At 72.8% G+C, this 23,312-nt stretch carries 18 protein-coding genes; 6 read left to right on the top strand and 12 right to left on the bottom strand.

Features of this window, described 5'->3' with window-relative positions; all coding sequences use genetic code 11:
- From OHA89_RS33350 to OHA89_RS33310, 9 genes are all read right to left on the bottom strand, one after another.
- Complete coding sequence (locus OHA89_RS33350; RefSeq protein WP_073918350.1) at positions 1 to 501, bottom strand: hypothetical protein; 501 nt, start codon at positions 499 to 501, stop codon at positions 1 to 3.
- 98 nt (positions 502 to 599) lie between these two features.
- Positions 600 to 1,361 (bottom strand): maleylpyruvate isomerase family mycothiol-dependent enzyme, encoded by a 762-nt coding sequence (locus tag OHA89_RS33345; protein WP_406367786.1) that lies wholly within the window; start codon positions 1,359 to 1,361, stop codon positions 600 to 602.
- 34 nt (positions 1,362 to 1,395) lie between these two features.
- Positions 1,396 to 4,299, bottom strand: coding sequence for an AAA family ATPase (locus OHA89_RS33340; protein ID WP_266611512.1), 2,904 nt, complete (start codon positions 4,297 to 4,299; stop codon positions 1,396 to 1,398).
- A 90-nt stretch (positions 4,300 to 4,389) separates the two neighbouring features.
- Positions 4,390 to 4,797 (bottom strand): ACT domain-containing protein, encoded by a 408-nt coding sequence (locus OHA89_RS33335; protein WP_266611510.1) that lies wholly within the window; start codon positions 4,795 to 4,797, stop codon positions 4,390 to 4,392.
- Between the two features lie 125 nt (positions 4,798 to 4,922).
- The gene (locus OHA89_RS33330; RefSeq protein WP_406368685.1) at positions 4,923 to 5,150 is read right to left on the bottom strand and encodes a DUF397 domain-containing protein; all 228 of its coding nucleotides are present in this window, start codon (positions 5,148 to 5,150) and stop codon (positions 4,923 to 4,925) included.
- A gap of 131 nt (positions 5,151 to 5,281) precedes the next feature.
- Positions 5,282 to 6,457 (bottom strand): thiolase domain-containing protein, encoded by a 1,176-nt coding sequence (locus OHA89_RS33325; RefSeq protein WP_257558033.1) that lies wholly within the window; start codon positions 6,455 to 6,457, stop codon positions 5,282 to 5,284.
- Positions 6,454 to 7,524, bottom strand: a complete 1,071-nt coding sequence (locus tag OHA89_RS33320; RefSeq protein WP_266611509.1) for a thiolase domain-containing protein — start codon at positions 7,522 to 7,524, stop codon at positions 6,454 to 6,456. Before OHA89_RS33320 ends, OHA89_RS33325 begins: the two co-directional genes overlap by 4 nt.
- Entirely contained in the window at positions 7,524 to 8,486 is a 963-nt protein-coding gene (locus OHA89_RS33315; protein ID WP_266611508.1) for a Zn-ribbon domain-containing OB-fold protein, read from the bottom strand. Before OHA89_RS33315 ends, OHA89_RS33320 begins: the two co-directional genes overlap by 1 nt.
- 264 nt (positions 8,487 to 8,750) lie before the next feature.
- Entirely contained in the window at positions 8,751 to 9,551 is an 801-nt protein-coding gene (locus OHA89_RS33310; RefSeq protein ID WP_406367785.1) for a crotonase/enoyl-CoA hydratase family protein, read from the bottom strand.
- Positions 9,552 to 9,727: 176 nt separating this feature from the next.
- On the opposite strand from OHA89_RS33310, the gene OHA89_RS33305 reads away from it, so the two are divergent.
- The 5 genes from OHA89_RS33305 (at position 9,728) to OHA89_RS33285 (ending at position 17,339) form a co-directional block, all read left to right on the top strand.
- Positions 9,728 to 11,359, top strand: coding sequence for an acyl-CoA synthetase (locus tag OHA89_RS33305; RefSeq protein ID WP_406367784.1), 1,632 nt, complete (start codon positions 9,728 to 9,730; stop codon positions 11,357 to 11,359).
- 161 nt (positions 11,360 to 11,520) lie between these two features.
- Positions 11,521 to 12,831 (top strand): phenylacetate--CoA ligase PaaK, encoded by a 1,311-nt coding sequence (gene paaK, locus OHA89_RS33300; protein WP_266611504.1) that lies wholly within the window; start codon positions 11,521 to 11,523, stop codon positions 12,829 to 12,831.
- Positions 12,832 to 12,902: 71 nt separating this feature from the next.
- Positions 12,903 to 13,766, top strand: a complete 864-nt coding sequence (locus OHA89_RS33295) for a YihY/virulence factor BrkB family protein (protein ID WP_257558022.1) — start codon at positions 12,903 to 12,905, stop codon at positions 13,764 to 13,766.
- Between the two features lie 69 nt (positions 13,767 to 13,835).
- Positions 13,836 to 14,717 (top strand): oxidoreductase, encoded by an 882-nt coding sequence (locus OHA89_RS33290; RefSeq protein ID WP_406367783.1) that lies wholly within the window; start codon positions 13,836 to 13,838, stop codon positions 14,715 to 14,717.
- A gap of 180 nt (positions 14,718 to 14,897) precedes the next feature.
- Complete coding sequence (locus OHA89_RS33285) at positions 14,898 to 17,339, top strand: penicillin acylase family protein (RefSeq protein ID WP_406367782.1); 2,442 nt, start codon at positions 14,898 to 14,900, stop codon at positions 17,337 to 17,339.
- A 27-nt stretch (positions 17,340 to 17,366) separates the two neighbouring features.
- Here OHA89_RS33285 and OHA89_RS33280 read toward each other — a convergent pair whose 3' ends face one another.
- The 3 genes from OHA89_RS33280 to OHA89_RS33270 form a co-directional block, all read right to left on the bottom strand.
- The gene (locus OHA89_RS33280; protein WP_266611499.1) at positions 17,367 to 18,470 is read right to left on the bottom strand and encodes a calcium:proton antiporter; all 1,104 of its coding nucleotides are present in this window, start codon (positions 18,468 to 18,470) and stop codon (positions 17,367 to 17,369) included.
- Between the two features lie 138 nt (positions 18,471 to 18,608).
- A complete protein-coding gene (locus OHA89_RS33275) occupies positions 18,609 to 20,159 on the bottom strand; it encodes an acyl-CoA synthetase (RefSeq protein WP_257558017.1) in 1,551 nt (516 codons plus the stop codon).
- Positions 20,160 to 20,173: 14 nt separating this feature from the next.
- Positions 20,174 to 21,280: a nitronate monooxygenase family protein gene (locus OHA89_RS33270; protein ID WP_266611497.1), complete on the bottom strand. Its 1,107-nt coding sequence runs from the start codon at positions 21,278 to 21,280 to the stop codon at positions 20,174 to 20,176.
- A gap of 150 nt (positions 21,281 to 21,430) precedes the next feature.
- Between OHA89_RS33270 and OHA89_RS33265 the strand changes: the two genes are divergently transcribed.
- On the top strand, positions 21,431 to 23,290 hold the full coding sequence (locus OHA89_RS33265; RefSeq protein ID WP_406367781.1) for a serine hydrolase: 1,860 nt from the start codon (positions 21,431 to 21,433) through the stop codon (positions 23,288 to 23,290).
- Positions 23,291 to 23,312 lie beyond the last annotated feature (22 nt).

Below are 23,312 nucleotides of genomic sequence, written 5' to 3'. Positions count from 1 at the left end.
TCAGCCCTGCTGGAAGAGCTCGGCGGGGAGCGGCTTCAGGAGGGCGTAGAGGTCATCGGTGATCGGGCGGTCCCAGCTGGCGATGGTGACCAGCACGTTGTCGCTGCGGTCGAACTGGACGCAGGAGATGCGGGACTCCGACAGCTTGATCTTCCGGACGATGAGGAGGTTGTCGCCCTGCATGACGGGGCAGTCCTCGGCGCCGGTGACCTCGACGTCCTCGTCGTTCTCCAGGGCGTCGAGGAGCTGGGCGACCTCGAAGGGGACCTGTCCGTCGGAGAGGTCCCGGGCGGGGGAACCCTCGGGCAGGTTTCCGATGATCATCGCGGGGCCGCGTCCGCCGAACAGGTCGTAGCGGAGGAAAACACCCTGGCAGCTGCCGTCGGGCGCGGGCAGCAGCCCGGCCCCGAGATTGCCCGGCCAGTCCCCCGGGTCCATGGCCAGGACGTCGAAGTCCGGGCCGGCGGGTGTGGCGGCGCGGTGGCGGCGGAGGAAGGACATGCCGCCATGGTACGTGGCCGGGCGAAGTTTTCCGGCCCGGGGCCCTCATCCGGCCTCCCTCCCCGCGCCCTCCCCTGCCGCCGCCGCGCCCGGGACCGTCAGACCGGCGGGACCAGGGTGAACCAGTGCGGGAGCAGGGTGGCGTCGCCGGTGATCTTCAGGGCGGGGGCGGTGAGGCGGCCCCACAGGAAGAGGGCGAGGGTCGAGGCGGAGCCGGCCGCTTCGACGTCCACCGGGGCGGTGGAGCCGGGCTCCAGCAGGATCTCGTCCGCGGAGAAGACGACCGTCCAGGACTCCGGGCCGTCGGTGCGCCGGAAGCGGTACCTCTCCCCCTTGCCGGCGGGCGCCGCCCGCCAGGAGCGGCGGGCCGGGGCCATCACCTCGAAGGTCTGGCTCACGGCGTCCGCCGCCAGGTCCGGGTCGAGGGGGCCGGGGACGCCCGTGGCGGATTCCGCGTCCCAGCGGTGGACCGCCAGCTCGATCACCTGCATCCGCAGCCAGAATCCCGAGCTCTGCTCCGGCGCCCAGGTCCACACCGGGGTGTCCGGACCCAGCTCCTTCAAGAGGTCCACCAGCTCCCGCGCACCCTCCGCGAACCACTGCGTCAGGCCCTCCGGGTCGGCCGGCGGCTCCGGGAGGGAGAGGCCGGCGGGGTCCGGCGGGGTGGTGAGCCGCTCGCGCAGGACGTGCGCGAGGTAGCGGTGGACTCCCCCCAGGTGCACGACCAGGTCGGACACCGACCAGCCGGGGCACGAGGGGACCGCCGGTTCGGGCTCACCCGGGTCGAGGGCGCGGCGGACGGCCTTCTCGAATGCCGCCGCCTCGCTCTGGAAACAGGAGATCCGGTCGCTGTGATCCATACGGTTCACCCTGCCCACCGGACGCCGGGACCTCTCACCTTGCGCTACGGGCGAACGCCTCCAGGGCGGTCGGCAGGCCGGAGCGGTCGGTGCCCAGCTTGCGGCAGGCCGCGGACAGGTCCCGGACCCCGCCGGGCCAGGCCGGAGCCTCATCCGCATCACCACCCGCACCCGCATCGGCACCCGGTGCGCTGGCGCCGTCGGCCCGCACGGCGCGCTCCGCCGCCCGGAGTTCCTCCTCCGTCGGTCCGTCCTCCCGGGACGAACCGCACGGCACGCCAACGCCCAGCCCCAGCAGGGTCGACGTCGCCTCCTCCGCCAAGCCGTCCGCACCGCATTCCCGCGCCGTCACCACGGCCTGGGCCAGCAGTTCCGTGTCCCGCAGCTCGGTGCCGAGCGCCGTCAGGGCGCGGGCCAGTTCGTACCCCGCCGGCGACTCCGAGAGCAGGGCGACCGCCTCCCGCAGCAGTCCGGCCCGGTCCTCGGGCGCCGCGACCTCCGCCGCCACGCGCAGGGCCTGGCCGATGCCCGAGGGGGCGCCGAAGGCGCGGGCCCGCCGGACGGCGTCGGCGGCCAGTGCGCGTGCCCGGTCCGGATCGTCCCCGGACACGGCCCGGGCCAGGTGCAGCTGCCAGGGGCACCACGCCGGGTTCTGGATGCCGCGCGGGGTCAACCGCCGGTCCACCTCCTCCAGTTCCGCGGCCGCTGCCTTCGCGCCGCCCCGGGCCAGGAGAAGTTCGGCGTAGACGGTCTGTGAGTCCGGGAAGACCACCGCCGACGGGAAGGGCCTGCCGAACTCGTGCTCCCGAGCCAGCTCCCATGCCTCGTCGGTCCGTCCCCGGGCGAGCAGCGTCGTGATGAGGATGGCGATGGTGTACCAGTGCACGGGCGTACCGCGGCCCACGCGCTCGGCGAGCTGCAGCCCGGCCCTGGCCAGTTCCTCGGCCTCGGCGAGCCGCCCGCGCCGGTAGCGGATGTACGCGCGCAGGCTGTACGCGAAGGAGAGGTGCGCCCCGCGCCAGCCCTGCCGCTCGAACTCGGCGGTGCCCGCCTCGAACAGCTCCTCCGCCCGTCCCGGCCGGTCGGCGTACATGTGGGCCATGGCCACGAGCACGGGGACCTCGAAGCCGCGGTCCTCGTGGGCCCAGCTGAAGTTCCGCTCCAGCACCCGCCCGGCGTGGTGCAGGACCACGTCCACGGGCTCGCCGCGCAGGCAGGCGTCCCAGGCACGCAGCCCGATGACGTACCGCTCGGTGAGGTCGCGCCCGGTCAGCCGGTCGGCGAGCCGGGCGAGGCGCCGGGAGCGGGCCGGGGAATCGGGCTCGGCGGCGTTGAAGGCGTCCCACATGAACTGCTCGGACTGCAGGCGCAGCCGGGCGCGGACGTCCTGGGTGTACGGGATCTCCCGCGCGAGTGCCTGTGAGGCGTCGGCGAGGCGGTCGCTGTGCGCCAGCACCTGGGCGAGCCGTATGACGATGCCCTGGCGCAGCGCGGGGTCGTCGACGGGTTCGGCGAGGGCGGCGCGGAGGTGGTTGACGGTGTTGGCGGGCTCGGTGAGCAGGGAGGCGCAGCCGAGTTCGTAGAGGACGGCCGCGCGTTCGTCGAAGTCCGGGGGTTCGCGCAGTGCGCGGGCGAGCTGGCGGCGGGCGGCCTCGGGGGCGCCGGCCCGGAGGTTCTCGCCGGCGGCCTCGCGCAGGGTGCGTACCACCCACGGGTCGTTCTCGGGGTGGGTCTCGAGCAGGTGGCGGGCGGCAGCGGAGGGGCCGAGTCCGGCGTCGACGACCGCTGCGGCGGCCTTGCCGTGGAGGGCGACGCGCAGGGCGTCGGGGATGGCGCGGTAGATGGCGGTGGCGATGAGCGGGTGGACGAACTCCAGCCCGGCGTCGGGGTCTTCCGTCGTCGCGGCCGACAGGATGCGGGCGTCCCGCAGCCGCGTGGTGGCGTCCACGGCCTCTTCGGTGCCGAGGGCGGCGACCCGGGCGGCGAGCTCCCGGGGGATGGCGGTGCCGAGGACGGCGCAGGCCCACGCGAAGCGGACGGTGGACGGTCCGAGGCGTTCGAGGCGGGCGACGAGCCCGCTGCCGCGCTGGGCGGCGGCGAGGTCGCGCAGCAGCGGGGCGCTGGCCTCGACCGGGGCCAGGCCCTTGTCCCGGACCTTGGCGGTGAGTTCGACGGCCTCGAAGGGGTTGCCGGTGGTGACGGCCCACGCCTCCTGGCAGAAGGCGTCGTCGGCGTGGTCGCCGACCGCCTCGCGGATCAGGGCGGCGACGGCGGGTGCGGTGAGCGGCGCGAGGTGCAGCGGGCGCTGTCCCGCCCGGCCGGGCAGGGTACGGAAGGCGTCGGCGTGGGCGGGCAGTTCGTCGGGGCGGTAGGCGACGACGAGGAGCAGCGGGAGGTGCTCGGCGCGCGGGGCGAAGGCGGCGAGCCAGCCGAGGGACTCGGGGTCGGCCCAGTGCGCGTCGTCGAGGACGAGGGTGACGGGTGCGCGCTGGACGACGAGGTGGGTGAGGACCCAGTCGAGTCCGTCGCGCAGGCCCTGGGGGTCGGGCGGGGCGCCCTGTTCGGGTGCGCAGAGTCCGAGGGCCGGGCCGACGATGGAGTACCAGCTGCCGAGGGCGGCGCGCAGTTCCCGTTCGGAGGTGCCGGCCAGGTGGGGCTGGATGAGCTGGCGGGCGACGTGGAAGGGCTGGCTCTGCTCCTGTTCGCCGCCGCGGGCGGCGAGGACGGTGCAGGAGCGGGCGTGGGCGCGGCGGCGCAGTTCGGCGAGGAGGGTGGTCTTGCCGAGGCCGGCGGCGCCGGAGAGGGCGAGCAGCGCGCCGCCCGTGTCCGGCGAGGGCCCGGCGAGCTGTTCCAGGGCTTCGTCGACGAGGGAGAGCTCGGCCTCGCGTTCGACCATGGTGCGCCGTCTGTGGTTCAGACGGGTCGGACGGTCCGTCATGGCTGGTACCCCCCAGGCCTGTTCAGGCGATCAGCGTACGCCCGCGCACATGGGGAGGAAGCCTGTCGTCGGGAAAGCGGTCGGAAAGATTCAGTCCTGGGCGGAACGCGTCGCGAGGTCCTCCAGGACGGCGACGGCCTCGGCGGCCCGGTCGGCGGCCACGAAGAGGTGGTCGTGGTGGTAGCCGGCCATGACGTTGCAGCTCAGACCGTGTGCGCCGAGTTCGGTGGCGAAGGCGGCGGTGAGGCCGACGGCGTCGAGGGCGGAGTGGATCCGCAGGGTGATCCAGCCGGCCGTGTAGTCGTAGGCGAGGCCGGCGGCGTCGGCGTCCTCCTGGCGCAGGACCAAGGTGAGACCCTCGGGCTCCAGGACGGTGGCGACGGGGGCGATCCCCGGCGGCACGGCGGAACCGGGGACGGTGCAGAACACGTACCGGCCCTCGTTCAGTTCGGGCCGCATGCCGCTCAGCAGTTTCCGCAGGTCGCTCTCTCCGCTCATGCGGCCACCCTACCCACGGGCCGCCGCACCGCCGGGGCGACGGCTCGCGGCCCCGGTGGTGCGGCGTGCACGGCTTGTACGGCTTGTACGGCTTGTACGGCTTGTACGGCGCGTACGGCTGCCCGTTACGTCAGGTCGAACTCCCCGCCCCGCGCGTTCAGCACGAATTTGTTCCACTCGTCCGGCGCGAAGATCAGCGAAGGGCTTTCGGGGCGCTCGCTGTTGCGCATGGCGACGAAGCCCTCGACGAAGGCGATCTGAACGTCACCCGCTCCCCGGCTGCTCGACCGCCACTGCGCCTCGGTGAGATCGAGGTCCGGCTTGTCCCAGCCGGCCAGGGGCTGTGAAGTCATGCTCTCGGCCACGTGCGTGCTCCTCCCGGTACGTCGTCCGGGGGCCAGGTTAGCCATCGCGGCGGGTGCCGCACAGGCCACGGTGAGTCACCCGTGACCGGTCCGGCACTCCGCCCGCGCGATCCGTTCGGTCAGGCGGCCGGCGGCTCGGCCCCCACCAGCCACATCGCGAAGAACTGCGCGCCGCCGCCGTACGCGTGCCCCAGGGCCCGGCGGGCCCCCGGGACCTGGTGCTCCCCGGCCTGGCCGCGGACCTGGAGGGCCGCCTCCGCGAAGCGGATCATGCCGGAGGCGCCGATCGGGTTGGTGGACAGGACCCCGCCCGAGGGATTGACCGGAAGGTCCCCGTCGAGTTCGGTGACCCCGGCCTCGGTGAGCTTCCAGCCCTCGCCCTCCGCCGCGAAACCGAGGTTCTCCAGCCACATCGGCTCGTACCAGGAGAACGGCACGTACATCTCCACCGCGTCGATCTCCCGGCGCGGGTCGGTGATCCCCGCCTGCCGGTAGACGTCGGCGGCGCAGTCCTTGCCGGCCTGCGGGGAGACGAAGTCCTTGCCCGCGAAGAGGGTGGGCTCGCTGCGCATCGCCCCGCCGTGCACCCAGGCGGGCGGCTTCGGCGAACGGGCCGCGCCCGCCCGGTCGGTGAGGATCATCGCGCAGGCACCGTCCGAGGAGGGGCAGGTCTCGGAGTACCGGATCGGGTCCCACAGCATCGGCGAGGCCTGGACCTTCTCCAGGGTGATGTCGTGCTCGTGCAGGTGCGCGTACGGGTTCTTCAGCGCGTTGCGCCGGTCCTTGTACGCCACCAGCGAGCCCACCGTGTCGGGGGCGCCGGTGCGGCGCATGTACGCGCGCACGTGCGGGGCGAAGAATCCGCCCGCGCCCGCGAGCAGCGGCTGCTGGAAGGGGACGGGGAGCGAGAGGCCCCACATGGCGTTGGATTCGGACTGCTTCTCGAAGGCGAGGGTGAGGACGGTCCGGTGGACGCGGGCCGCGACGAGGTTGGAGGCGACGAGCGCCGTGGACCCGCCGACCGAACCGGCGGTGTGCACGCGCAGCATGGGCTTGCCGACCGCGCCGAGCGCGTCCGCCAGGTACAGCTCCGGCATCATCACGCCCTCGAAGAAGTCGGGGGCCTTGCCGATGACGACCGCGTCGATGTCCGCCCAGGTCAGCTCGGCGTCCGCGAGGGCGCGCGCCGCGGCCTCCCGGACCAGTCCGGCGATGGAGACGTCGTGGCGGGCGGCGACGTGCTTGGTCTGGCCGATCCCGACGATCGCCACCGGCTCCTTGGCCGTCTTGCTCATGCGGGGTCCCCTTCCAGGACGGCGACCAGGTTCTGCTGGAGGCAGGGGCCGGAGGTGGCGTGGGCGACGGCCCGGTCGGACTCGCCGCGGTGGATCCGGGCGGCCGCCTCGCCGATCCGGATCAGGCCGGCGGCCATGATCGGGTTGGCGGCGAGCGCCCCGCCGGACGGGTTGACGGCGACTCCGTCGCCGAGCCCGAGCACCTTGCGGAGCACCACTTCCTGGGAGGAGAACGGCGCGTGCAGTTCCGCCGTGTCCACCGGGGCTTCGAAGACCCCGGCGCGCTCGGCCGCGATCCGGGTGGACGGGGAGTCGGTGAAGTCGCGCAGGCCCAGGGCGTGGGCCTCGATGCGGTGATCGATGCCGGTGATCCAGGCGGGGCGCGCGCACAGCCGCCGGGCGGTGTCCCCGGCGGCGAGGATCACGGCGGCCGCGCCGTCGCCGATGGGCGGGCAGTCCCCGGTGCGCAGCGGGCGGACCTGATAGTCGCCCTGGGGCACCGAACCGCTCAGCTGGGCGTGCGGGTTGGCCTCGGCGGCCGCACGGCTGCGGGCGCCGATGGCGGCCAGCGCGGGCTCGTCCGTCTCGCCCGCGTCGATCAGGGCCTGGGCCTGGAGGGCGGCCAGGGCCACGGAGTCGGGCCAGAGCGGAGCGAGGTAGTAGGGGTCGAGCTGGCGCGTCAGTACGTCGCGTACCGAACCGGGCGAGGACTTCCCGTACGAGTAGACGAGCGCGGTGTCGGCCTCGCCGGTCTGGATCTTGACCCAGGCCTCGTAGAGGGCCCAGGCGCCGTCCATCTCGACGTGCGATTCGGAGATCGGCGGCCAGGCGCCGACCCCGTCGAGGGTCATGGTGAAGGAGAAGGCCCGGCCGGCCAGGTAGTCGCTGGAGCCGGAGCAGGTGAAGCCGATCTCGCCGGCCTTCAGGCCGGTCTGGGCCAGCACCTGGTGCAGGACCGGCATGACCATCTCGACTTCGCTGAGTTCGTCGGTGCGGCGCAGGTGGTCGCTCTGGGCGAAGGCGACGACGGCGACGTCACGGGCGTATCGGACCGTCGGTCGGGGCATCAGATGAGCTCCTTATACGCGTCGTAGTCCGCGTCCGGCTCGCCGGTGGGGCGGTAGTGGTCGGGGTAGCGGCCGCCTTCGGTCCACACGGGTTCGACGCGCAGGCCCATGCGGACCTCGTCGTACGGGATCCCCCCGATCCGGCCGTGGAGGGCGAGGCCGGCGCCGTCGAGGGCGATGTGGGCGTAGACGTACGGGACTTCGATGTCGAGGTTCCGCGCCTTGATGTTGACGATGCAGTAGGTGGTGACGGTGCCGGCCGGGCCGACCTCGACCTGGTCGGTGGTGGCGACCCCGCAGGTGGGGCAGGCGCCGCGCGGCGGGACGTACACCTTGTGGCAGGAGGGGCAGCGCTCGCCGATGGTCTTCTGCTCGGAGAGGCCGCTGATGTAGGCGGTCTGGGCGCGGCCGGGACTGTACGAGTAGTCCAGGCGGGCTTCGGCGACGATGCCGGTGACGGGCTCCGCGAAGTTCCCGTCGTGCGGGGCGGCCTGCCCGGAGGCGGGGCCGTCATGGGGCTCGAAGCAGGCGATGTCGGTGATCGCCCCGGTGCGCTCGGCGGCCCACCGCACGCGCACCCGCATTCCGGTGCGCACGGATTCGGGGCCGGGGGCGTCGAGGGCGTGGAGGAGGGCTGTGTCGGCGCCGTCGAGCTTGACCAGTACCCAGGCGAAGGGGGTGTCCAGGGGCTGGTTCGGCCGGGGCCTGCCGTTCCAGGCCCAGGTGGTGACGGTGCCGGTGGCGGCGACCTCGACGAGCTCGCGTATCTCCTCGGCGGTGCGGGGGTCGTACTCGACGGGCGGCACCATCACGGTCCCGTCGGAGGTCTTCACCCCGAGCACGACACCTTCGCGCAGCCCGGTGAGGAACGCGGACTGAACGGGCCCGAGGGACCGGGTGAAGGGAAACTCGACGACGAGCGGCGCACGGAGCACCTCGGGCGGGGACGCGGGGGCTGTCACAGGTGACTCTCCTTACTCGGTTCGGGGCACATTCGAGGCGCGGGACCACATCCAGCCCCGCCGGCGATCGAGGCCCGGGGCCAGGGGCCACATCCAGCCCCGCCGGCGTTTGAGGCGCGGGGCGCGGGGCGGAGCCCCGATCTTGAAGCCCCGCCGGCGTTTGAGGCGCGGGGTCCGGGGCAGCGCCCCGGCAACGGCGCCGCACCGCACAGCGCACAGACGCGACGCCGGGCGGGGCCGGCACGGGCCGGGGGGAGGGGGCGGCTACTCCCGCCGATACACCGCGGGCCGCTTCTCGGCAAAGGCCCGCGCCCCCTCCTTGGCATCGGCCGTATCGAAGATCGGCCACCCCCGAAGGAGTTCGGAGGCCAGCCCCTCCGACTCCGTCAGCCCGGCGGTCTCGTAGACCGAGGCCTTCACGGCCTCCACGGCAAGCGGCCCGCACTCGTTGATCCGCCCCGCGATCTCCAGCGCCGCCTCCAGCGCCGTTCCGTCCGGCACCACCCGCCCCACCAGCCCGATCCGCGCGGCCTCCTCGGCAGAGTACGGCCGCCCGGTCAGCAGCATCTCCAGGGCGTGCGTACGCGGAATCTGGCGCGGCAGCCGCACCGTCGAGCCGCCGATCGGGAAGAGCCCCCGCTTGACCTCGAAGAGCCCGAAGGTGGCCCCGGCGCCCGCGACCCGGATGTCCGTGCCCTGGAGGATCTCGGTCCCGCCGGCCACGCAGTACCCCTCCACGGCGGCGATGACCGGCTTGCGCGGCCGGTGGTGGCGGAGCATGGCCTTCCAGTGCAGGTCCGGGTCGGCCTTGAGGCGGTCCCGGTGCTGGTCGCCCGCCATCCCCTTTCCGGCCAGTGCCTTGAGATCCATGCCGGCGCAGAAGTCACCGCCCGCGCCGGTCAGGATCACGGAGCGGATCGTGTCGTCGGCATCCGCCTCCAGCCACCCGTCGTACAGTCCCACCAGCAGCGGCAGCGAGAGCGCGTTCTTCGCCTCGGGCCTGTTCATGGTGAGCACCAGCGTGGCGCCGTGCCGTTCCACGGTCAGGTGTTCTGTCCCACCCATTGCCGTCCTCCCGTCTCAAGACCTAGAACAGGTTGCAGTAGGTGCGGGTGCAGTTCAATAGTTTTCTGACACACAGTCAGTTTTCTTGGGCGACTCCCTTCCCACTTGCGGTCGGCGGAGCTCTAATGACCGCCGGCAGCAGACCAGCCATGGACATTCCAGGGTCAGGAGGAACGGTGGAGTACAACCTTGCCGACCTGTTCGAGTCCGTCGTGGACGTGGTTCCGGACCGCGAGGCCCTCGTGTACGTGGACCACCCCGGGACCGGCGCCGAGCGCCGCCTCACGTACGCGGAGCTGGACTCGGCGGCGAACCGGATCGCGCACCACCTGCTGGACAGCGGACTGAAGCCCGGCGAGCACCTGGGCCTGCACCTCTACAACGGGATCGAGTACCTGCAGACCGTGCTGGCCTGCCTGAAGGCCCGGCTGGTTCCGGTGAACGTGAACTACCGGTACGTGGAGGAGGAGCTGGTCTACCTCTACAACGACGCCGACCTCGCCGCGCTGGTCTTCGAGGGCGAGTTCACCGAGCGGGTCGCGGCCGCGCTGCCGCAGACCACGAAGCTCCGCCACCTGATCCGGGTCGGAACGGTTCCCGAGGGGGCTCCGGAGCCCGCGATCGCGCCGGTGGCGTACCCGGACGCCGAGGCGGCCGGCTCACCCGGACGCGGCTTCCCGCCCCGCAGCGCCGACGACCTGTTCATCATCTACACCGGCGGCACGACCGGTATGCCCAAGGGCGTCATGTGGCGGGCGGAGGACCTCTTCTTCGCCGGGCTCTTCGGCGGCGAGCCGTCGGGCGAACCGGTGAAGCGGCCCGAGGAACTGGCCGAGCGGGTCGCGGCGCGCGGCGCGGGCCTGACCTTCTTCCCGGCTCCCCCGCTGATGCACGGGACGTCCACGCTGACCTCGTTCATCGCCTTCAACTACGGCCAGCGGGTGGTCATCCACCGCAAGTACGCGCCCGAGGAGGTGCTCCGGACGATCGAGAAGGAGAAGGTCTCCAGCGTGTCGCTGGTGGGCGACGCGATGCTGAGGCCCCTCATCGACGCCCTGAACGGCCCGCTGAACGGGACCGACCTGTCTTCCCTCTTCAGCGTCTCCTCGTCCGGCGCGATCATGTCCGAGACGGTGCGCGCCGAGTTCCAGCGGCTCGTGCCGAACGTGCTGCTCCTGAACAACTTCGGATCCTCGGAGTCCGGGTCCAACGGGCGGGCGACCGACGACTCCGGCCCGGAGAAGGGTTTCCGTCTCGAGGTCAACGACCGTACGCAGGTCGTGGATCCGGTGACGCACGAGCCGGTGGCGGTGGGCGAACCGGGGCGGCTGGCGCAGCGCGGCCACGTGCCGCTCGGCTACTACAACGACCAGGCCAAGACCGCCGAGACCTTCTTCCAGAAGGGCACGGAGCGCTGGGTGCTGCTCGGCGACATGGCGACCGTCGACGAACAGGGCATCGTGACGGTGCTGGGGCGCGGCTCGCAGTGCATCAACACGGGTGGCGAGAAGGTCTATCCGGAGGAGGTCGAGCAGGCGCTGAAGTCGCACCCGGACGTGTACGACGCGCTCGTGGCGGGCGTCCCGGATCCGACGTGGGGCAACCACGTGGCGGCGGTGGTCCAGATCCGGGCGGGAGCGCCGGAGCCGACCCTGGACGAGATCCAGAGCCACTGCCGCACCCGCCTGGCGGGCTACAAGATCCCCCGCCAGCTGGTCATCACGCCCGCCATCCAACGCTCCCCGAGCGGCAAGGCGGACTACCGCTGGGCCAAGACCGTGGCAACGGAGGCGGACGCCCCCGCCTAGCCGAACCCCACGGCGGGGCTGGATCGCCCACAGGGCGATCCAGCCCCGCCGGCGTTTGAGCCGCACATCAGACGATCACTCGTTCGAGTCATTGCCTTACCCGGCAGTTCACTGGCAATCTACCGAATGATCGGTCGGGTGACTCACGATGAGGTGACGGCATGGCGGCATACGCGGATCTCCACGACGAAGGCGAGCGGCTGGGCGGCGACGAGCTGGCCGCCCTCCAGCTGGCGCGGCTGCGCGCGACCTTGCACCGGGTCTACGACGGGGTGCCCTTCTACCGGCAGGCGTTCGACAAGGCCGGGGTGCATCCCGACGACTGCCGCACCCTCGCCGACCTCTCCCTGTTCCCCTTCACCACCAAGACCGATCTGCGCGACCAGTACCCCTTCGGGATGTTCGCCGTGCCTCGCTCCGAGGTGCGCCGGATCCACGCCTCCAGCGGCACCACCGGGCGTCCCACGGTCGTCGGGTACACCGAGCGGGATCTGTCCACGTGGGCGGATGTCGTGGCCCGGTCCATACGCGCCGCGGGCGGCAGAGCCGGCCAGGTCGTCCACATCGCCTATGGCTACGGACTGTTCACGGGCGGCCTCGGTGCCCATTACGGCGCCGAGCGCCTGGGCTGTACGGTCGTGCCCGCCTCGGGAGGGATGACCGACCGCCAGGTCCGGCTGATCCAGGACTTCCGGCCCGAGGTCATCATGGTGACGCCCTCGTACATGCTGACCCTGCTGGACGAGATGGAGCGTCAGGGCATCGATCCGCGCTCCACCTCGCTCCGCACGGGGATCTTCGGCGCGGAGCCGTGGACCGAGGAGATGCGCCGGGAGATCGAGGACCGGCTCGGCATCGACGCGGTGGACATATACGGCCTGTCCGAGGTGATGGGCCCGGGCGTGGCGCAGGAGTTCGCCTCGAGCAAGGACGGGCTCCACATATGGGAGGACCACTTCTACCCGGAGGTGGTCGATCCGCTGACGGGCGAGGTGCTGCCGGACGGCGAGCCGGGCGAGCTGGTGTTCACCTCCCTGACCAAGGAGGCCATGCCGGTGATCCGCTACCGCACCCGGGATCTGACGCGGCTGCTGCCCGGCACGGCGCGTCCCGCCTTCCGCCGGATGGAGAAGGTCACGGGCCGCAGCGACGACATGATCATCCTGCGCGGGGTGAACATGTATCCCACCCAGATCGAGGAGATCCTGCTGCGTACGGAAGGTCTGGCTCCGCACTTCCAGCTGCGGCTGACGAGGGAGGGCCGGATGGACGCCCTGACCGTACGGGTGGAGGCGCGCCGGGAGGCGGACGCCGCCCGGCGGGAGGCCGCGGCCGCCACCGTGGTCCGGGCCGTCAAGGAGGGGATCGGGGTCTCCGTCCGGGTCGAGGTGGTCGAGCCGGAGACCCTCGAGCGTTCGGTGGGCAAGATCAAACGGCTAGTGGACCTCCGGAACACGCGGCAGGGCGGCTGAAACCACCCCTTCGGGCCCAATTCGGGGTGGCTCCCGGGAGCCGTCGGAGCCTCCCGGGTAGTGCATGAGGCGTGACCTCGATCTTGCGGCAGCTCTACGACCGGCTCCAGGGCTCCCTGGTGGGGCTGACCTGGAGCCGCGGCCGGGAGATGGAGCTGATGCACCGGGCGATGGGCTTCGCGGCCCTCGGGTTCCTCACCCTGGTGCCGCTGCTGGTGGTCGTGGCGGCCGCCTCACCCGGCAGCGGCTCGGGCTTCGGCCGCTGGCTCGGCCAGGCCCTCGGGGTGACGGAGTCCTCGCGGGCCCGGGTCGAGATGCTGTTCAGCGCGGCGGACCTGGCGCTGGAGCGGACCACCGCCTTCGGTCTGGCGGCCCTGGCCGTCTTCGGTCTGACCTTCGGCTCCGCCGTGCAGACCGGCTACGAAAAGGTCTGGGACCTGCCGACGGCCCGGTGGCACACCATGTGGCGGCACGTCGTCTGGCTCGCCCTGCTGGTCTGCTACCTCGCGCTGCTGGTCGAGATCCCGGCGCCGTCACACGACGCCGTCGGCACGATCCTGGGCACCCTGGGTGACCTGTTCGGCACGTTCCTGTTCTTCGTCGGCTCGCAGCGGCTGCTGCTCGGCGGCCGCGTCCGCTGGCGGGCCCTGGTGCCGGGGGCGGTGGCCACCAGCATCGGGCTGCTTGGGCTGCGCATCTTCTCGCAGCTGGTGTTCTCCCCGCTGATCGCCTCGAACGCCGTGACCTACGGCCCTTTCGGCACTCTGCTGGTCGTTCAGTCCTGGCTGGTCGGCGTCGGCTTCGTGGTCTACGGCGGAGCCCTCGTCGGCCGCATCCTCCACGAGCACCTCACGCTCCGCCGCCTGCGGCACAGCGGATACCTGGACGCGGACGACCCCCCTCCGCACACCCCTCATGATCCGGGAGGGGGCTGACCCGGCGGGTCCGGCGGTGCCAGGATGGACGGGCAGCACTGGCAACCACCTTCACCCGCAGGGGGAATGATGTCTGTTCAGGACCTGGAGACCACGGCCGAGGGCCGGGTCTGGCTGATCACCGGGGCCTCGTCCGGCTTCGGCCGTACGCTCACCGAGGCCGCACTCGCGGCCGGGGACACCGTGGTCGCGGGGGCCCGCCGCCCCGACGCGCTCGCCGCCCTGGCGGCCGCCCACCCCGACCGTCTCTTACCGCTCGCGATGGACGTGACGGACATCGCGCGCGCCGAGGAGGTCGTCGCGGAGGTCGTGAACCGCTGGGGGCGGATCGACATCCTCGTCAACAACGCCGGCCGGGGCCTGGTCGGCGCCGTGGAGGAGACCTCCGACGCCGAGCTCCGTGAGCTGATGGAGCTGCACTTCTTCGGCCCCGCGGCGCTCACGCGGGCCGCGCTGCCCCACATGCGGGCACGGAAGTCGGGTGCGGTGGTGCAGATGAGCAGCATGGGCGGGCGCCTCGCCTTCCCCGGCATCGGGGCTTACTGCGCGACGAAGTTCGCCCTGGAGGGCCTGACCGAGGCGCTCGCGGCCGAGGTCGCCGCCTTCGGCATCAAGACGCTGATCGTGGAGCCCGGCTCCTTCCGTACGGGCTTCGCCGGCGGGAACGCACTGCGGCACACCGCGGCCCTGCCCGCCTACCAGGACGCGATCGGCCCGGTGCGTCAGGGGCTGCCGGCCACCGACGGCCACCAGCCCGGCGACCCGGTCAAGGCCGTCGCCGCGATCCTCGCCGCTCTGGACGCCGAGGTCACGCCGCTGCGGCTGGTCCTGGGCAACGACGCGGTCGAGTTCATCACGGCACACGCGGAGGCCGCCCGCGCGGAGGCCCGTACCTGGGAGCCGGTCAGCCGGTCCACGGACTTCGACGCCGCATCGCCTCCGGCGCCGTAGGCGGGCCTCGCGCGGTAGGGTTCCGGCGGTTCCGGTTCCGGCCCCTCCCGCGCGTCCGCCGCCGCTTCGATACCAAACGGGATGTTGACAGACCATCAGGCAGCCTGCATGAGTGTGGGGGCACGGACGCACCGCCCGCCACACCGGCAACCTCGCTCATCCGCAGGCTACTTGGGAGGTATGTTGCTCCGCACCCGCCCGATACTCCGCCGCGTCGCCCTCACCGGCGCCGCGCTGCTCGCCACGACGGCCGCGATACCGCAGGCCGTCGCGGCCACCGGGGACGCCGGCCCGTCCGGCGGGGGTCTGTCCGCCGTCATCCGGTACACGGAGAACGGCATCCCGCACATACTCGCCCGCGACTACGCGCACCTCGGTTTCGGCACCGGCTGGGCCCAGGCCGCCGACCAGGTGTGCGTGCTCGCCGACGGGTTCGTGACCGTCGCCGGTGAGCGCTCGCGCTGGTTCGGCCCCGACGCCGCGCCCGACGGATCGCTGTCCTCCGCCACCCGGAACCTCACCAGTGACCTGTACTTCAAGGGCGTACGGGAAGCCGGCACGGTCGAGAAGCTGCTGGCCACGCCCGCTCCGGCCGGTCCCAGCAAGGACCTGCGAGAACTGATGCGCGGCTGGGCCGCCGGATACAACGCCTGGCTCGCCCAGAACAAGATCACCGACCCCGCCTGCAAGGGTGCGGCCTGGGTCCGCCCGGTCACCGCCACCGACGTGGCCGCCCGCGGCTTCGCGGTCTCGGTACTCGGCGGCCAGGGCCGCGGGATCGACGGCATCACCGCCGCCCAGCCCCCGGCTCCGGCCCCGGCCGGCGCGGGCGCCCGTACGGCGGCGCCGCCCGAGGCCGATCCGGCGGCCGCGGCAGAGGCGGCGCGGGAGTTCTTCGACACCACCCGCTACGACATGGGCTCCAACGCGGTGGCCTTCGCCGGTTCCACCACGGCGAGCGGCAGCGGTCTGCTGCTCGGCAACCCGCACTACCCCTGGCAGGGCGGACGCCGCTTCTGGCAGTCGCAGCAGACCATCCCGGGCGAGCTGAACGTCTCGGGCGGCTCCCTGCTCGGCACCACCGTGGTCAACATCGGCTTCAACGAGAAGGTGGCCTGGAGCCACACCGTGGCCACCGGCACACCCGTCAACCTGCACCAGCTCACCCTCGATCCGGCCGACCCGACCGCCTACCTGGTCGACGGAGTGCCGGAGAAGATGACCGGGCGGAGCATCACCGTCCCGGTGGCGGGCGGCGATCCGGTGACCCGCACCCAGTGGTGGACCCGATACGGACCGGTCGTCTCGAACCTCGGCGCGGGCCTGCCGCTGCCCTGGACGGCCGGTACGGCGTACGCGCTGAACGATCCCAACGCGGCGAACCTGCGCGGCTCCGACACCGCCCTCGCCATGGGCAAGGCCCGCTCGGTGGCCGGGATCCAGGACGCCCTGCGGCGCACCCAGGGCCTGCCCTGGGTCAACACCGTGGCCGCGGACTCGGCGGGCGGCACCCTGTTCACCCAGTCCCAGGTACTCCCCCGGATCACCGACGAGCTAGCGGCCCGCTGCTCCACGCCGCTGGGCAGGGCCACGTACCCCGCCTCGGGGCTGGCCGTGCTGGACGGGGCGCGCGGCGACTGCGCGCTCGGCGCGGACCCGGACGCCGTACAGCCGGGGGTCTTCGGGCCGGGCAAGGCGCCGACGCTGCGCGACGCCCCGTACGCCGAGAACTCCAACGACAGTGCCTGGCTGGCCAATGCGGACCGGCCGCTGACCGGCTACGAGCGGATCTGGGGCAACGTGGGCACCCCGCGCTCCCTGCGTACGCGCGGTGCGGTCGAGGACGTCGCGGCGATGGCGGCGAAGGGCGGGCTGACCGTGGCCGAGCTGCAGAAGCAGCAGTTCGCCAACCGGGTGCCGGCCGGTGACCTGGCGGCGGCCGACGCGGCGCGGGCCTGCGCGGCCCTGCCGGGCGGCAGTGCGACGGCGAGCGACGGCTCCACGGTGGACGTCTCGGCGGCCTGCGGGGTACTCGCGGGCTGGGACCGTACGGCCGACAGCGCCAGCCGCGGCGCGCTGCTCTTCGACCGGTTCTGGCGCAAGCTGACGGCGACGACCCCGGCCAAGGACCTGTGGCTGGTGCCGTTCTCGGCCGCCGATCCGGTCCGCACGCCCCGTACGCTCAACCAGGCGGCGCCCGGGATCGGGCGGGCGCTGGCGGACGCCGTGGCGGAGCTGAGGGCCGCCGGGATCGCGCTGGACGCCCCGCTGGGCGAGCACCAGTTCGTGGTCCGCGGCGGTCAGAAGCTGCCGGTGGGCGGCGGCACGGAGGCGCTCGGTGTCTGGAACAAGATCGAGGCGCCCTGGAACGCGGCGGCCGGCGGATATCCGGAGGTCGTGCACGGGTCCAGCCACGTCCAGGCGGTCGGCTGGGACGGCGGTCGCTGCCCGGTGGCGCGCACCCTGCTGACGTACAGCCAGTCGGCGAACCCGAACTCGCCGTACTACGCCGACCAGACCCGGATGTTCTCGCAGGAGCGCTGGGTGACCTCCAGGTTCTGCGAGCGGGACATCCTCACCTCGCCGAAGCTGAAGGTGGTGTGGCCGCGCGAGCGGCGGTGACCTGTTTCCTCTTCCTGGCCGCGGCCCTCACGGGCTGACGGCCAGGAAGAGGTACGCGGCCAGCAGGACGAGGTGGACGCCGCCCTGGAGCAGGGTGGCTCGGCCCGGGGCGATGGTGAGGGCACTGACCACGACGGTCAGGGCGAGCAGCACCATGTGGATCGGGCCGAGGCCCAGCAGCAGCGGGCCCGAGAGCCAGACCGAGGCCAGCGCGATGGCCGGGATGGTCAGGCCGATGCTGGCGATGGCGGAGCCGTAGGCCAGGTTGAGGCTGGTCTGGACACGGTCGCGGCGGGCGGCACGGACCGCGGCCAGGGTCTCCGGGGCCAGGACGAGCAGGGCGATGATCACACCGACGACGGCGTTGGGCAGGCCGGCGTCGGCGACGCCCTTCTCGATGGTCGGGGAGACGGCCTTGGCGTTGCCGACCACCGCGACGAGCGCGACCAGCAGCAGGCCGAGGCTGATGAGGGCGGCGCGCGCGGTGGGGGGCGCGGCGTGGTCTTCCGGCTCGCCGGGGCTCCGCCCGGTGTGCACCGGCAGGAAGTAGTCCCGGTGCCGGACCGTCTGGACGGCGACGAACAGTGCGTACAGGGCGAGCGAGGCCACCGCGGCGAACGTCAGCTGGGCGGTGGAGAACTCGGGGCCGGGCTTGCTGGTGGTGAAGGTCGGCAGGACGAGGCTGAGGACTGCGAGGGTCGCGACGGTGGCCAGCGCCGCGCCGGAGCCCTCCGCGTTGAAGACGGCGACGCGGTTGCGCAGGGCGCCGACGAGCAGGGACAGGCCCACGATGCCGTTGCAGGTGATCATGACGGCGGCGAAGACCGTGTCCCGGGCGAGGGAGGCGGTCTTGTCTCCGCCGTCGGCCATCAGGGTGACGATGAGCGCCACTTCGATGACGGTGACGGCGACGGCCAGGACCAGGGAGCCGAAGGGTTCGCCTACGCGGAGGGCGACGACCTCGGCGTGGTGCACGGCGGCCAGCACCGCCCCGGCGAGGCAGAGGGAGACCAGTGCCACCGCGAGTGCGGGCAGATCGCGTCCCCAGCTGAAGACGAGCGCGACGAGCGCCACCACGGGGACCAGGACGGTCCAGTCGGTCAGGGGCGATCTGCTCGTTGCCGTACTCATATCAGCCAACTTGCCAGATCTGTCCCTCCAGTGCGCCGCAAGGCGCGCGTGCGAAGCGCTGACGTGGCCTTTCTCACGGGGAATCCGGGCCCGAGCCGCGCGCTCGGGCCGGGCTCGCGCCCGGGCCCGGACTCCTCGTCACATCGCGCGCTCGTGGCCCTCCCAGTACGGATCGCGCAGCCGGCGCTTGTACAGCTTGCCGTTCGGGTCGCGCGGCATCGTCTCGATGAAGTCGACCGTCTTGGGACGCTTGTAACCGGCGAGCTGCCGTTCGCAGTGGTGCAGGATCTCCGTGGCCAGGGCGTCGCCCGCCGCGAAGCCCTCCGCCGGTTCGATGACCGCCTTGACCTCCTCGCCCCAGTCGGCGTGCGGGATGCCGAAGGCGGCGGCGTCGGCGACCGCCGGGTGGGTGAGCAGGGCCGACTCGATCTCGGCCGGGTAGATGTTGACTCCGCCCGAGATGATCATGTCGATCTTGCGGTCGCGGAGGAAGAGGTAGCCCTCCTCGTCCAGCAGTCCCAGGTCGCCGACGGTGAAGAAGTCGCCGATGCGGTTCTTCTTCGTCTTGCCCTCGTCCTTGTGGTAGCTGAAGCCGCCGGTGTTCATCTTGATGTAGACGGTGCCGAGTTCACCGGCGGGCAGCCGGTTGCCGTCGTCGTCGAAGACGGCGAGCTCGCTGATCGGCCAGGCCTTCCCGACGGTTCCCGGCTTCTTCAGCCAGTCCTCGGCGGTGGCGAAGGCTCCGCCGCCCTCGCTCGCCGCGTAGTACTCCTCCACGCACCGGCCCCACCAGTCGATCATCGCCCGCTTGACGTGGTCGGGGCAGGGGGCGGCGCCGTGGATGGCGTGCCGCATCGAGGAGACGTCGTAGGCGTCCTTCGTCTCCTGCGGGAGCGCGAGGAGCCGGTGGAACTGGGTCGGGACCATGTGGGTGTGCGTGGCGGCGTGCCGGTCGATCAGGCGCAGCATCTCCTGCGGCGTCCACCTGTCCATCAGGACCAGCGGGTGCCCGATGTGCAGGGCGGCGCCCGCGAACTGGAGGACGGCCGTGTGGTAGAGCGGCGAGCAGACCAGGTGGACGTTGCCGTCGAAGGGGCGGATGCCGAAGATGCCGAGGAAGCCGCCGAGGTACGTCTCCTCCGGGAGCTTGCCGGGCAGCGGGCGGCGGATCCCGCGCGGGCGGCCGGTGGTCCCGGAGGTGTAGTTCATGACCCAGCCGAGGGTGCGCTCGCCCGGGGGCGTCGCGGGCTGCCCTTCGAGGAGCCGCCCGTACGGCCGGAAGCCCGCGACCTCTCCGACGGCGTAGCGGTGGCTCGCGGGCAGGGCCGCCTCGTCGGCCGCGGCGGTGGCGGCCTCGGCGAAGCGCTCGTGGGCGATGAGGACCTTGGCGCCCGAGTCGGAGACGATCCAGGCGATCTCGGGGCCGACGAGGTGGTGGTTGACGGGGACGAGGTAGAAGCCGGCCTGGGAGGCCGCGAGGTAGGCGGTGAGGAACTCGACGCCGTTGGGGAGGACGACGGCGAAGACGTCCCCCTTCTCCAGACCGGCGGCGCGCAGGCCGTGCACGAGGCGGTTGACGTCGGCGTGCAGCCGGCCTGCGCTCCATTCCTCGCCTTCGGGGGTGACCAGGACGGTGCGCTCCGGGTCGGCGGCGGCCTGCGCCCAGAAGCCGTTGGGTCGGTCCGTCATGCTGCTCACGCCTCTCAGGCTCGGCCGGCGATGCGGGTGATGCGGTCGATGGCGCGCTCGAAGCCGCTGGTGAGGTCGTCGAAGACGGCCTGGACGCTGCGTTCGGTGTTCATCCGGCCGACGATCTGGCCGACGGGGGTGCCGAGCAGCGGCTGGACCTCGTACTTCTGGATCCGGGAGACGGCCTCGGCGACGAGCAGTCCCTGCAGGGGCATCGGGAGCGCGCCGGGGCCCTCCGGGTCGTCCCAGGCGTCGGTCCACTCGGTGCGCAGCTGGCGGGCGGGCTTGCCGGTGAGGGCGCGGGAGCGGACGGTGTCGCCGGAGCCGGCGGCGAGGAGCTTCGCGGTGAGGGCGCGGGAGTGGAGGTCGGCCTCGGTGGTGGTGAGCCAGAGGGAGCCGAGCCAGGCGCCCTGGGCGCCGAGGGCGAGTCCGGCGGCGATCTGCTCGCCGCTGCCGATGCCGCCTGCGGCGAGGACGGGGAGCGGGGCGACGGCCTCGGCGATCTCGGGGACCAGGACCATGGTGGCGATGTCGCCGGTGTGGCCGCCGGCCTCGTAGCCCTGGGCGACGACGATGTCGATGCCGGCTTCGGCGTGGCGGCGGGCGTGTTTGGCGCTGCCGGCGAGGGCGGCGACGAGGACGCCGTGGTCGTGGGCGCGCGCGATGACGTCGGCGGGCGGGGAACCCAGGGCGTTCGCCAGGAGTTTGATGGGGTAGTCGAAGGCGACGTCGAGCTGGTTGCGGGCGACCTGCTCCATCCAGCCGGTGATCCGCCAGCCGGAGGCCTCGCCCTCGGCGAGCTCGGGCACGTGGTGTTTGGCGAGGGTGTCGCGGACGAAGGCGCGGTGCCCGGCCGGGATCATCGCCTCGATGTCGGCTTCGCTGACGCCGTCGACGGCCTTCTTGGCGGGCATGACGACGTCGAGGCCGTAGGGCTTGCCGTCGGTGTGTGCCTGCATCCAGTCGAGGTCGCGCTTGAGTTCGTCGGGCTCGGTGTAGCGGACCGCGCCGAGCACGCCGAAGCCGCCCGCCCTGGTGATGGCGGCGGCGACCGCCGGGAAGGGCGTGAAGCCGAAGATGGCGTGCTCGATGCCCAGTTTTCTGCTCAGCTCCGTCTCCATGGGCGGCAGGATGCCGCAGCCCGGCGGCCGAGGGAAGAGATTTTCTGATGCAGTGTCAGATTCTTTACGGACCGGTCGGTGCGGGCGGTGGCCGACGGACGGGCAGATACCCACTAGCGTGCGGCGAAGTCGGGAAGAGGAGGGCCGGACATGGGTGCTACGGGGGACGGGACGGCGGACGGGACTGCGGACGAGAAGGGGCACGAGGGAGCCGGCGGCCCCGGCGGGGGGCCGAGCCGGCGGCGCCTGGGGGCGCGGCTGCTCGCGCTCGGCGGGGTGCTCGTGCTGCACGCCGCGCTGCCCGGCAGCTCCGCCGGGGCGGCGGGCGGCCCGGCCGAGCGGCGCGCGCTCCAGGGGCTGCGGCTGCGGTACGGATCCGCGCGCCAGGCCGGGCTGCTGGACCGGCACCTTGAGGGGGTGGCGGACGAGGCGCGGCGGTTCCTGGGCCCCTCCCCCGAACACCCTTACTACGCCGGTGCGGTGGTCCTCGCGGGCCGGGGCCGCACCATCGCCCTGCACCGCGCCATGGGCGACGCCGTGCGGTACGCGGACTACGACGGCCGGACGGACCGGGTGCGGGAGTTCCCGGCGGCCGAGCGGATCGCGATGGCCGAGGACACCGTCTTCGACCTGGCCTCGCTGACGAAGCTGTTCACCTCCGTCCTGGCCGTGCAGCAGATGGAGCGGGGCCGGCTGGAGCTGGAGGCTCCGGTGTGCCGGTACCTGCCGCTGTTCACCGGGGGCGGCAAGGAGGTGATCACGGTCCGTCAGCTGCTCACGCACACCTCGGGGCTGCGCTCGTGGGCGCCGTTCTACCAGGAGCCCACGCGTGAGGGCCGGCTGAGGCTGCTGTGGTCGGTGCGTCCGCAGGAGACTCCCGGGACCGTGTACCGGTACTCCGACCTGAACCTCATCGCGCTCCAGCTGCTCCTGGAACAGATCACCGGTCGCACTCTGGATGTCCTGCTCCACGACGAGATCACCGCTCCGCTCGGGATGCACCGCACTCGGTACAACCCGCCGCGCTCCTGGCGCCGGGTCACGGCCGCCACCGAGGTGCAGCGCCCGCCCTGGTCAGGCCTGGACCGCGGGCTGGTGTGGGGGGAGGTCCACGACGAGAACGCGTACGCGCTCGGCGGAGTCGCTGGCCACGCCGGGGTCTTCGGCACCGCCTTCGACCTGGCCGTCCTCGCCCGCGCCCTCCTCGACGGCGGGGCCTACGCGGGCCGGCGCATCCTGCGCCCCGCCTCCGTCGAACTGCTCTTCACCGACTACAACACCTCCTTCCCCGGCGACGACCACGGTCTGGGATTCGAGCTCTACCAGCACTGGTACATGGGCGCCATGGCCACCCCGCACTCCGCCGGCCACACCGGCTTCACCGGCACCTCCCTCGTCCTGGACCCTTCCACCGACTCCTTCCTGATCCTGCTCGGCAACTCCGTGCACCCCGTCCGCACCTGGCGGGCCGGCAGCGCGCCCCGGGTGGCCGTCGGCAACCGCTTCGCCCGCGCCGTCCCGGTCCGCACGAAGCACGGCGGACCGGCCTGGTTCTCCGGGATCACCCCGGGGGCCTCGGGCACCCTGAACCTGCCGCCGCTCACCCCGGCGACGGCCGCCGCCCGGCTGCGCTGCGCCGTGTGGTGGGACACCGTGCCCGGCGAGGGCGCCTTCCACCTGGAGGCCTCGCCCGACGGGGAGCACTGGGAGCCGCTGCCGTTCAGCACGCTGCGGTCCACCGGCGGCGCCCCGGAGACCTGGCCCCGGGGCTCGGCGGGCGGCTGGTCCGGCCGCATCTGGCACCGGCTGGAGGCCCCCCTCACGGCCGCCTGGGCGGGCCGCGAGGTCCGGCTGCGGTTCCGCCACACGGCGACCGGCCGCTATGTGGGGCGCGGGGTCTACGTGGACCTCATCCGCGTGGCGGAACCGGCCCGCCTCCTCTTCGCGGAGGACCGCCCCGCCGACGCCGCCCGCCTCGAACCCATCGGCTGGACCCGCTCGGCGGACTAGGAGGCATCGTCCTCAGGGTCGG

It is taken from the genome of Streptomyces sp. NBC_01546 (genome assembly GCF_045208355.1).
Taxonomy (GTDB): Bacteria; Actinomycetota; Actinomycetes; order Streptomycetales; family Streptomycetaceae; genus Streptomyces.
The sequence above is the reverse complement of the archived record's forward strand: the minus strand, read 5'-3'. Positions and strand labels throughout refer to the sequence as shown.